This is a genomic window from Promicromonospora sp. NPDC050880 (assembly GCF_044456525.1).
Classification (GTDB): Bacteria; Actinomycetota; Actinomycetes; order Actinomycetales; family Cellulomonadaceae; genus Promicromonospora.
The window spans coordinates 80,473-91,290 of the sequence record NZ_JBITFV010000020.1 but is presented as its reverse complement, the minus strand read 5'-3'; the positions used below and the strand labels follow the sequence as shown (position 1 = coordinate 91,290).

8 protein-coding genes are annotated in these 10,818 nt (G+C 70.7%); 1 reads left to right on the top strand and 7 read right to left on the bottom strand.

Going from position 1 to position 10,818, the window contains the following annotated elements; genetic code table 11:
- Nucleotides 1-136: 136 nt before the first annotated feature.
- From ACIBBF_RS22995 to ACIBBF_RS22975, 5 genes are all read right to left on the bottom strand, one after another.
- A complete protein-coding gene (locus ACIBBF_RS22995; protein ID WP_397418031.1) occupies nt 137-1,954 on the bottom strand; it encodes an ABC transporter ATP-binding protein in 1,818 nt (605 codons plus the stop codon).
- Nucleotides 1,955-1,956: 2 nt separating this feature from the next.
- The gene (locus ACIBBF_RS22990; RefSeq protein ID WP_397418029.1) at nt 1,957-2,955 is read right to left on the bottom strand and encodes an ABC transporter permease; all 999 of its coding nucleotides are present in this window, start codon (nt 2,953-2,955) and stop codon (nt 1,957-1,959) included.
- A 28-nt stretch (nt 2,956-2,983) separates the two neighbouring features.
- Nucleotides 2,984-4,504: an ABC transporter permease gene (locus ACIBBF_RS22985; protein ID WP_397418026.1), complete on the bottom strand. Its 1,521-nt coding sequence runs from the start codon at nt 4,502-4,504 to the stop codon at nt 2,984-2,986.
- Between the two features lie 193 nt (nt 4,505-4,697).
- Nucleotides 4,698-6,512 carry an ABC transporter family substrate-binding protein gene (locus tag ACIBBF_RS22980; protein ID WP_397418023.1) on the bottom strand — a complete coding sequence of 605 codons (1,815 nt, stop codon included), beginning with the start codon at nt 6,510-6,512 and terminating at the stop codon, nt 4,698-4,700.
- 235 nt (nt 6,513-6,747) lie between these two features.
- Nucleotides 6,748-7,185 carry a cold-shock protein gene (locus ACIBBF_RS22975; protein ID WP_397418021.1) on the bottom strand — a complete coding sequence of 146 codons (438 nt, stop codon included), beginning with the start codon at nt 7,183-7,185 and terminating at the stop codon, nt 6,748-6,750.
- Nucleotides 7,186-7,338: 153 nt separating this feature from the next.
- Between ACIBBF_RS22975 and ACIBBF_RS22970 the strand changes: the two genes are divergently transcribed.
- Nucleotides 7,339-7,869 carry a GNAT family N-acetyltransferase gene (locus tag ACIBBF_RS22970; RefSeq protein WP_397418019.1) on the top strand — a complete coding sequence of 177 codons (531 nt, stop codon included), beginning with the start codon at nt 7,339-7,341 and terminating at the stop codon, nt 7,867-7,869.
- A 12-nt stretch (nt 7,870-7,881) separates the two neighbouring features.
- On the opposite strand, the gene ACIBBF_RS22965 is transcribed toward ACIBBF_RS22970, so the two are convergent.
- Complete coding sequence (locus ACIBBF_RS22965; protein WP_397418016.1) at nt 7,882-8,670, bottom strand: GNAT family N-acetyltransferase; 789 nt, start codon at nt 8,668-8,670, stop codon at nt 7,882-7,884.
- A gap of 47 nt (nt 8,671-8,717) precedes the next feature.
- Nucleotides 8,718-10,556 carry a BCCT family transporter gene (locus tag ACIBBF_RS22960; protein ID WP_397418014.1) on the bottom strand — a complete coding sequence of 613 codons (1,839 nt, stop codon included), beginning with the start codon at nt 10,554-10,556 and terminating at the stop codon, nt 8,718-8,720.
- Nucleotides 10,557-10,818 lie beyond the last annotated feature (262 nt).

Here is a 10,818-nt window from a genome sequence, read left to right as displayed (position 1 = left end):
CGCGCGGCGCGCGCGCCCCCCCCGCCCCCCCCCCCCCCCCCCCCCCCCCCGGCCCCGCCCCCCCCCCCCCCCCCCCGCCCCGCCCCCGCCCCCCCCCCCCCCCCCCCCCCCCCCCCCCCCCCCCGGCGGGCCTGGGCTAGCTGCCGCCGTCGCCGCCGAAGCCGGCCAGGCCCGACGGGTTGCCGCCCTCGTCGCGGCGGGGCCGCGGGCGCTCGTAGTCCTCGTCCACGTGCAGCTCCGCGACGTCGTCGCCGAGCTGGGCCAGGAGGGCGTGCCGGGCCTCGCGGCGACGACGCTGCTCCAGCGGCTCGGGCACGGGTGCCGCGGCGATGAGCCGCTGCGTGTACTCCTCGCGGGGGTGGTGCAGCACCTCCTCGCGCGGGCCCTGCTCGACGATCCGGCCGTTCTGCAGCACCACCACGCGGTGGGCGAGCAGGTCGATCACGGCGAGGTCGTGGCTCACGAACAGGCAGGCGAACTTGTACCGCTCCTGCAGCGTCGTGAACATCTTCAGCACGTTGGCCTGCACGGACACGTCGAGGGCCGACGTGGGCTCGTCCGCGACCAGCAGCTCGGGGTCGAGCGTGAGGGCGCGGGCGATGCTGACGCGCTGCCGCTGGCCGCCGGACAGCTCGTGCGGGTACCGGTTGTAGACGCTGCGGGGCAGCTCGACGGCGTCGAGCAGCTCCAGCACGCGGCGCCGGCGCGACTTGTCGTCGCCCTCCTTGTGCACCACGAGCGGCTCCGCGATCACGTCGCCGATGGGCAGCCGCGGGTTGAGCGAGGAGGCCGGGTCCTGGAAGACGACGCCGATGCGGCGGCGCAGCGCCTTGAGGTCCTTGCCCTTCATCCGGCGGAAGTCGCTGCCGAGGATCGACACCGAGCCGGACGCGGCCGGGATGAGCCCGAGCGCGCACTTCGCGATGGTCGACTTGCCCGAGCCGGACTCCCCCACGAGGCCCACGATCTCGCCCTGCGCCACGGACAGCGTCACGTCGTCCACGGCCCGGAAGGTCGGCTTGCCCACGCGGCGGTACTCGATGACCAGGTTGCTCAGGTCGAGCGCGGGCAGGTCGCCGGCCGCCGCCTGCACGGGCGCGACGTCACCGAACTGGCCGGGCCCGGACCCCAGGTGGGGCACGGCCGCCAGCAGGCGCTTCGTGTACTCGTGCCGCGGGTGGTTGAGCACCTGGTCGGCGGTGCCCGTCTCCACGAGGTCGCCCTTGAGCATGACGGCGACGCGGTCGGCCATGTCGGCCACCACGCCCATGTTGTGGGTGATCAGCAGGATGCCGGTGTTCAGCTTGTCCTTGAGCGAGCGCAGCAGGTCGAGGATGTCGGCCTGCACCGTGACGTCCAGGGCCGTGGTGGGCTCGTCGGCGACGATCACCTTGGGGTCGCACGCGATGGCCATGGCGATGACCACGCGCTGCCGCTGACCGCCGGACAGCTCGTGCGGGTACTGCTTGAGGCGCCGCTCCGGCTCCGGGATGCCCACCATGGCCAGCAGCTCCGCGGCGCGCGCCAGGGCCTGCTTGCCGAAGGCGATGCCGTGCAGCTGGAGCCCCTCGGTGAGCTGGTCGCCGATGGTGAGCACCGGGTTGAGGGCCGTCATGGGCTCCTGGAACACCATGGCGATGTCGTTGCCGCGCATGGTGCGCAGCCCCTTGCCGTCCAGGGCGCCCACCACCTTGTCGCCCACGCGGACGGTGCCGCCGATGCGGGCGTTGCGGGGCAGCAGGCCCAGCGCCGTCATCGAGGTGACGGACTTGCCGGAACCGGACTCGCCCACGAGCGCGACCACCTCGCCGGGGCGCACCTCCAGGTCGATGCCCTTGACGGCGTGCACCTCGCCGAACTCGGTCTTGAACGTGACGTCGAGGCCCTCGAAGGAGAGCACGGCGTCGCCGGCCGCCGACGCGGCACCGGGAGTGCTGATGTCGAGAGTGGTCATGCTCAGTCCTTGGTCCGGTTCTGGCGGGGGTCGAACGCGTCGCGCAGGCCGTCGCCGATGAAGTTCACGCACAGGGCGATGGTCAGGATCATGATTCCGGGCCACCAGAACAGCCACGGCCGGGTGGTGAACGCGGCCTGGTACTCGGAGATCAGCGTGCCGAGCGAGGTGTCGGGCGGCTGCACGCCGAACCCGAGGAAGCTCAGCGAGGTCTCCAGCAGGATCGCGCTGGAGATGGACAGCGTCGCGGACACGATGATGACGCCCACCGCGCTCGGCAGCACGTGCCGGGTGATGATGCGCCACGGGCCCGTGCCGACCGCGCGGGCGGCGAGCACGAAGTCCCGCTCGCGCAGCGAGAGCACCTCGCCGCGCACCAGGCGGGCCAGGCTGGTCCAGGTGACCAGGCCGAGCACGAACGCGAGGCCCCAGATGCCGGAGTCTCCCGCCATGCGGCCGAGCACGGCCGCGACCGCCAGCAGCGGGATGATGATGAAGACGTCGGTCACGCGCATCAGCACCGACTCGACCCAGCCGCGGTAGAACCCGGCCAGCGCACCGATCACGGTGCCGACCACGGTGGAGATGATGCCGACCGCGAAGGCGATGATGAGCGAGAACTGCGTGCCGCGCATCACCAGGGCGAAGTAGTCCTTGCCGCCCGTGTCCTGGCCGAACGGGTACTCCCAGGTGGGCGCGCCGTCGCCGATCTTGTCGTACTGGAGCGTGTAGTCCTTGGGCCACCAGCCCGGGATCGGGCCGATGCCGATGGACGTGAACGCGACCACGATGACGAGGCCGAGCACGATCATCGAGGCGATGGCGCCGCGGTGCCGGAAGAACCGGCGGGCCACGAGCTGCCCCTGGCTGTAGGACTTGTCCTCGCCCGGCAGCGGGGCGGCCGAGCCGCCCGCCGCCAGGCCGACGGGGTCGGTGCCCGCCACCGAGATCTGCGGCTCGTAGTCCTCGCCGCCCGGGTTGCTGTTCCTGATGTCACTCATTGTCTGTGTCTCCTGCCGTGGCCCGCGCTCAGCGCCGGATCCGGGGGTCGAGGGCCGCGTACGCGAGGTCCGCCACGAGGTTCATCAGCACCGCCGCGATGCCGGTGACGAGGAAGAACGCCATGACGGGCGCCGGGTCCACCGCGTTCAGGCCGTCCTGGAACAGGGCGCCCATGCCCTTCCAGCCGAAGACCTGCTCGGTGATGACCGCACCGCCGATGAGCGCCGCGAAGTCGAACGCGACGATCGTCGTGATCGGGATGAGCGCGTTGCGGAACGCGTGCTTGACGATGACCTCACGCTCGGACAGGCCCTTCGACCGGGCGGTGCGCACATAGTCCTGGTTCAGCGTCTCCAGCATGGAGGAGCGCGTGTACCGCGAGTGCGTGGCCACCGAGACCAGGGTGAGCAGCACGGTCGGCAGCAGGATCTGGGTGCCCATGTCGAGCACCTGCTCCCAGAAGTCGCCGGTGAAGTTCGGCGTCTGCGACCCGATCGTCGAGATCGGCCGCGACTTGATGCCCAGGAAGCTGGCCCAGTTCGCGATGAGGATGTCCGCCACGACCGCGAAGGAGGTGATGACGCCCGTGACGCCGGTGATGAGCATGACCTGCTTGCGGGCGTCGCCGCCCCAGGCGGCGCCGATGCCGACCGAGACGAGGATCGCGAGCACGAACAGCCCGGCGAGCAGGCCCCACGACGGCTGGTTGACCAGCAGCGGCGCGAAGGCGAGGTAGGCGAGGGCGCCCACGACGGCGGTGGTGAGCGCCGCGTACAGGGCCCGCCGGTTGCGCAGGCCGGCAACGAGGGCCGTGACCAGCACGCCCGCGGCCGCCGAGACGACCAGCACGCCGCCGATGCCGAACACCGGGTTGCGCCACCAGTCGAGCGCGTTGAACACGAACAGGAGGACGGCGACGAAGGCGAACGCCGCGGCCGCCGTGATCAGCCGGCGCCGCGTGGAGCCGCCGAGCACCGCCTGGAGCACGAACCCGACCACCAGCGCGGCGATGACGATGGTCCACGGGGCGTACTGGCCCACGACGATCCAGTTGTTGTACTGGATGGCCGCGTACTCCTTGAGCAGCGTGGCCGCCCAGAACACCGGCAGCGAGAAGAACAGGAACGCGCTGAAGGTGACGACGTAGTCGAACCCGGAGTACTGGCGGATGGCCGTGAGGATGCCGAGCGCGATGCCGACGACGATGGCGAGCACCGTGGCCACGGTGATGAGCCGCAGCGAGGAGGCGGCGGCCTGCTGGGTGAGGCCCAGCACGTCGACGCCGTTGATCGTCACGCCGAGGTCGCAGTTGCCGGTGAAGCATCCCAGCACGCCCGAGAGCCAGTCCCAGTACCGCTCGAACGGGTTGTCGTCGAGCCGCAGCAGCGCGGACCGCTGGTCCATGAGCTGCTGTCGGTTCTGCGCGTTCGACTCGCGCAGGTCCTTGAGCGGGTCTCCTGAGTTGATCGTCAGGATGAACATGAGGAATGAGGCGCCGAGCAGGACGAGCGCCGAGACGCCGATGCGTCGGAGGATGAACTTGAGCACGGGTTGGCCCTTCGAGGCGGACGCAGCACGGCGTCTGCTGGGGAAAGCGATCAGTGGGTCACTCTAGGACAACGGATGAAATGTGCCGCCATCGCCCCGGGGCGAGGCCGGAAAATATCCGGACGGCGGCGGACAGACCTGCGGGGAAGGGAACAGGCGCTCCCTTCCCCGCAGGTCCTGCGTCAGGCTCGCGTCAGGAGGCGCGTGACCACTGCTCGGCGTTCCACACGACGCCGGACTGGGCGGCCGTCGGACGCACGTTCTCCAGGCTGGAGCTGCTGGCGATGACGCCCGGGTGGGCGAACAGCGGGATACCGAAGAGGGTGTCCCAGAGCTGCTTCTCGATGATCACCGTCTGCTCGGCGTGCACCGCCTCGTCCGTGGTGCCGGCCAGCGTCTTCCAGGCCTCGTCCACGGTCTCGTCGGAGTACTTGCCGTAGTTCTGCTGACCGGTGCTCGAGTAGATGTTCTCGCCCGAGGCGATCTGACCCGAGCCGGCCCACGCGAAGAGCGCGACCTCGTAGTCACCGTTCGGCAGGTCCTTGTCGAAGAAGTCCTCCGCGGCGGTGTCCTCGACCTCGAAGCCCACCTGGTCGCACGAGGACTTGATGGCCTCGACCTCGGCGGCACGGCGCGGGTTCGGCGCGGCGTAGCCGATCCGGACCTTCGCACCCTCCTCGAGACCGGCGGCCTCGAACTTCTCCTTGGCGGCGTCCAGGTCGACCTCGTCGTACCGGCCGTCGTAGGACTGGGACACGACGTCCTCGTAGTTGTCCTGGAACGGGAAGACCTCGCGGGCGTTCATGACGACGGCCTCGGGGTCGATCGGCTTGATCAGGTCGTCCACGATCTTCTGGCGCGGCACGCAGAGCGCGAACGCCTCACGCGCCTCCAGGCTGTCGGCGAAGATGCCGGAGCCGAAGTTGAAGTCGAGGTGCTCCCAGGTCAGGGTCGGGGTGCTCTCCACCGTGACCGCGTCGCCGAGCTGCTCGAGCTGCTGCACCGTGTCGACGGTGGGGCCGTTCGGGTTGATCGCGTCCAGGTCGCCGTTGGCCAGCGCCTGGATCTGCGCGTCGGCGCCGACCACGCGGAACGTCAGCTCCTTGGTGGCCGCCGGGGTGCCCCAGTACTTGTCGTTCGCCTCGAGGGTGATGTACTGGCCGGCCTCCCAGCCGTCGGCCTTGAAGTTGTACGGGCCGGTGACGGGCGTGAGCGCCGGGTCCGGGACCTGGCCCGGCTCCGAGAGCCAGCCCTTGTTCCAGAACTCCGCGGCCTTCTTCAGGACGTCCATGTCGAGGTCCTGGATGGCCGTGACGAGCTCCTCGGTGGACACGCCGGCCTGCTCGGCCACGACGTGCGCCGGGAACGGCGAGCTGATCTGGATCTTCCAGTCGGCGTACACGGTCTCGTAGTCGTACGTGAACGTCTTGGCGTCCGGCGAGTCCGCCTGCGGGCCCTCGGGCACGTAGTCACCCAGGGTCAGGCCCGAGATGTGGTTGAACAGCGGGGTCTCGGAACCGTCCTTGGTGACCTTGCCGTCCTCGGTGATGGCCTGGGCGGCCCAGTCGAGCACGTAGTCCGCGTAGGTGACCGGCGTACCGTCCGACCACGCCGCCTCGTCGTTGAGGGTGTACTCGACCTGCAGCGGGTCCTCGGAGACGGCCTCGTAGGTGCCGTAGGTCTCGTCGGTGCAGATCGAGCCGTCGTCGCCGAAGTACCAGAAGTTGCTGAACAGACGATCGGTCACCGCGCTGTTGTAGACCGAGTAGGTCTCCGGCGTGTTCGAGTTGTAGCCGAGGAACTCGTCCTCGTTCGACACCTTGATCTCGCCGTCAGCGGTCGTGACGTCGCCGAGGTCTGCCTTGCACGGGCCGTCGGCCGCCGCCGAGGTGGCAGTGCTCTCACCCTCGGCCGGGTCGTCGCTGCCTGCCGGGCTGGTGCACGCCGAGAACAGCAGCGCGCCACTGGCGGCCACTGCGACGGCGGCGCTCAGTCGCCTGATCTTCAATGTTCCTCCTCAGGGGAATGCCGGGGCCGGACTACCGGTGCCGCGCCGCAGCGCGCGACCGGGTGAGACGTCCGTCACCGTCATGGTTTCCGCTCACGCTACTCACGCGTTGGGAGGATTTGCCCAAGTTCGTCGGCGGGCGGATCTGATCGTTACCGACCTGATATCGCCCCGTAGCGGCATCGTCGCTACGCATCAGGGACCGAAACAGGACGTTAACACCTCGGGTGAAAAGTCAGACCCAGCCGTGCGAGCGTGCCACCGCGACGAAGACCCCGCGGGCCGCGAGCACCTGCTCGGCGGTCAGCGTGGGCACGCCGGCCAGCAGCACCTCGGTCACCTCCGTCGCGAGCTCCCGCTCGGACGGCGCGTCGCCGTCCGCCCGCGAGGCGGCGTCGGGCAGCGGCGGGAGGAAGGTGGGCACACCGGTCACGCCGCCGCCCACGCCTGCCGTGGCGAGCACCGGCGCGGGCGTCACGAGCGTGACGGTGGAGGCCTTCAGGCCCCGGTCGCCGTCCTCCACGGTGAAGTCCACGACCGCGCCCACGGCGAGGTGGCGCTTGTCGAACTCCAGGTCGTTGACGTGGATGAACACGTCGTCGCCGCCGGTGTCCGGAGCGACGAAACCGTAACCGCGCACATCGTCGAACCTGATGACCTTGCCTTGAACCACGACACACACTCCGCCTCGTAAGAATCCCTGCGAGTTCGAGTGTAGGACGGTTGTCCAACTCCGCTCGGCGGGGCGCGCCAGGAATGCCCACCTCGAGCGGGACCGGTCGCGCCCCGGGACGACGGCGCGGCCGGGCAGGGCTAGCGTGCCCTCATGACCGTCCGCGCGCTGGAGACCCCGGAGGTGCTGCGGCGCGCCGACGAGCTGGCCCGGATCTACCAGCGCGCGTTCGGCTACTCGGACGAGCGGCGCGACCACTTCCGGGACACCCGGCTCGCCTACCTCCCGCTGTACGACGGCGCCCTGACCCTCGGCGCCTTCGACGGCACGGACCTCGTCGGGTTCGTCTACGGGTTCGACTACCAGCCCGGGCACTGGTGGCCGCAGCAGGTGGGCCCCGCGCTGGCGCACGCCGGGCACGCCGGCTGGACCGACGACGCGTTCGAGCTCAACGAGCTGGAGGTGCTGCCCGAGCACCAGGGCCGCGGGCACGGGACGGCGCTGCTGCGCGAGCTGCTGTCCCGGGTCGCCCACCGGCACACCCTGCTGTCCACCACCGCCGACCCGGGCGACCGGGCCAAGGTGCTCTACCGGCGCCTCGGGTTCGTGGACCTGGTACCCGGCTTCCGGTACGCCGGCGTCGCCGAGCCGGCGAACATCATGGGCCGGCGCCGGGCAGGCTGACGCCCACGCCGGTCAGCGGGTCCAGACGTACGGCGTCGTCGTCGACACCCGGTGGAACCCGTAGCGCTCCAGGATGGGGCGCGAGTACTCGGTCGAGTCGCTGTTGATCAGCGTCTTGCCCCGGGCCAGCGCCGACCGGGCACGCGCGGCCGTGAGCGCCCGGTAGATGCCCCGCCCCCGCCACTCGGTACGCGTGCTGCCGCCCCAGATGCCCGCGAAGTCCGTGCCCGGCACGGGTTCGAGGCGCCCTGCGGTGACGATCCGGCCCCCGGCCTCGGCCACCCAGAGCTCCATGCCGTCGTCCAGCGCCTGCCGGCGCAGGATCGCGTTCGCCGACGCGTCCGACGGCGTGGACCCGAAGACCTCGTCCTGCATGGCGCACATCGCGCGGACGTCGCTCTCCTGCGTGACCTGGCGCAGCGTCACGCCGTCGGGCAGCGGCACGTCGACGGCGAGGGCCGCCGCCTCGCCGATCATGATCGACTCCGGCTCCTCCGGGACGAACGCCCGCTCGACCAGGGCCTCGTGCAGGCCCGGTGCGTGGTCGTGGCCGCGGGTCTTCCACTCGACGTTCGTGATGCCGCCGTCGGACCGGAAGTGGGCGACGGCGCCGTCGACGAGTGCTCGCACGCCCGCCTCGTCGGCGCCGCCGAGGTCCTGGTAGGTGACGAACCCGCGCCGGCCCAGGAAGGTCACCAGCCGCAGGGGTCCGAGGCGGGTGACCGAGACCGCGCTGGGGGTCTCGGCGTCGGTGCGGAGCTGCTCGTCGTACGCCCGGAGCAGGCGGGAGGTGTCTGTCATGGGCCAACGTTCCGTTGCCGGGCCGGGGCCCGGCAACGGAATATCGGTCAGTCCTTCGCGGCCGCCGTGCCGTCGGCGACCACCGGCACCCCGTTCTCGGGGGTGGTCGGGGTGTCGTCCGGGTCCGCGGGCGTGGCAGCCGACGTGGAGAGCTCGAACGGCTCGCCGTCGTGCTTCTCGACGCCCGTGTCCACCGTCTCCGCGAGCACCTGGACCGCCAGCTCCCGCTTGAGCACCAGCGGGTCGCTGGAGAGGTCCTTCCAGAGAGCGGCACACAGCACCAGCATCACCACGACGAACGGCAGCGCCGAGACGATGGTGATGTTCTTCAGGCCGTTGAGCGCGCTCGCCGGATCGTCGCCGCCGGCCAGCAGCATGGCGGCCGCGACGGCACCCGTGCTGACGCCCCAGAACACCACGGACTTGCGGCTGGGGTGCTCGGCGCCGTTCTCGGACAGCCCACCCATGATGATGGACGCGGAGTCCGCCCCGGTGACGAAGAAGATCGCGACCAGCACGACGGCGAGGACCATCAGACCGATCCCGACCCAGCCGGGCACCGGCAGTGCGCCGAGGGTCTGGAAGAAGATGAGGTCGAAGTTGATGTCGGCCCCGCCCTCCCCGATCGCGGCGAGCGCGGCCCCGGTGTCCTGCGCCTGCTCGGCACGCTCCTGCAGGCCGATGGCTCCGCCACCGAAGATCGCGAACCAGACGGTGGAGACGATCGAGGGCACGAGCAGCACGCCGGTGACGAACTGGCGCACCGTGCGGCCACGCGAGATGCGCGCGATGAAGGGGCCCACGAACGGCGTCCAGGAGACCCACCAGGCCCAGTAGAAGATGGTCCAGGTGCCCATCCAGTCGGACAGGGACTGGTCGCCGGAGGCCGCTGTCCGCGAGGCCATCTCCGGCAGGTCACCCACGAAGGCGCCCAGGGAGGCGGGCAGCACGTTGAGGATGAAGAGCGTGGGTCCGCCGATGAAGACGATGACGGCGAGCACGAGCGCGAGCCACATGTTGGCGTTGGACAGCCACTGGATGCCGCGCTCGATGCCCGAGACGGCGGAGAGCACGAACAGGCAGGTGAGGACCGCGATGATGATGACCAGCGTCACGGTGCCCACGGACTCCATGACACCGGAGTGCTGGATGCCGCCCCCGATCTGCAGGGCGCCCAGGCCCAGGGAGCAGGCCGAGCCGAACAGGGTCGCGAGGATCGCCAGGATGTTGATGACCCGGCCGCCGGTGCCGTTGACGGCCTTGCGGCCGAACAGCGAGGTGAACATCGAGCTGAAGAGCTGCGAGCGGCCCAGGCGGTAGGTGCCGTAGGCCATGCCCAGGCCGACGATGGCGTACATGGCCCAGGGATACAGGGTCCAGTGGAAGAGCGTCTGCCCCATGGCGGTCGCGGCGGCCTCGGGCGTGGACCCGTCGACCGTACCGGGCGGCGGCGCCATGTAGAAGTACAGGGGCTCGCCGACGCCGTAGAACATGAGGCCGATGCCCATACCGGTCGCGAACATCATCGCGATCCAGGAGGGCGTCGAGTACTGCGGCTTCTCGCCGTCCTGACCCAGCGGGATCTTGCCGAACCGGCCGAGGGCCACGACGAGCACGAAGATCGTGAAGATGGTGGCCGCGATGACGAACAGCCAGCCGAAGTTCTGCAGGACGCCGGCGAGCGCGCTGTCCGCGACGGAGCCGAGGGTGTCGGAGCTGACGAAGCCCCACACGATGAACGCGAGGGCGATGATGCCGGCGACGCCGAAGACGACGCGGTCGGTGCCGACACGCTGGTCCTGCGGTCCGAGTGCGGCCCGCTCGACGCGGCGGGCGCCGCGCTGGATACGCCCCAGCAGGGTCTTGGTGGATTCTGAGGTACTCATGACAACGGCCCTCCTCTCCGCCCCGGGTCTGCCGGGCGGTCACACGGGAGGGCCAGGACTCCTTTACGGGTGAAGCGGTCTGCTAACCAACGCTTCACCGTAACACCACACCTATTTTTCACCCGGCAGGATGATCCCGCCACGCGGAGGAGCACGCCCGGCTGACGTGTTCGGTCGGGTGGGGGGGGGGGGGGGGGGGGGCGGGCCCGGGGGGGGGGGGCCCCCCCCCCCCCCCCGGCGGGGGGGGCCCCCCGGGCGGCCC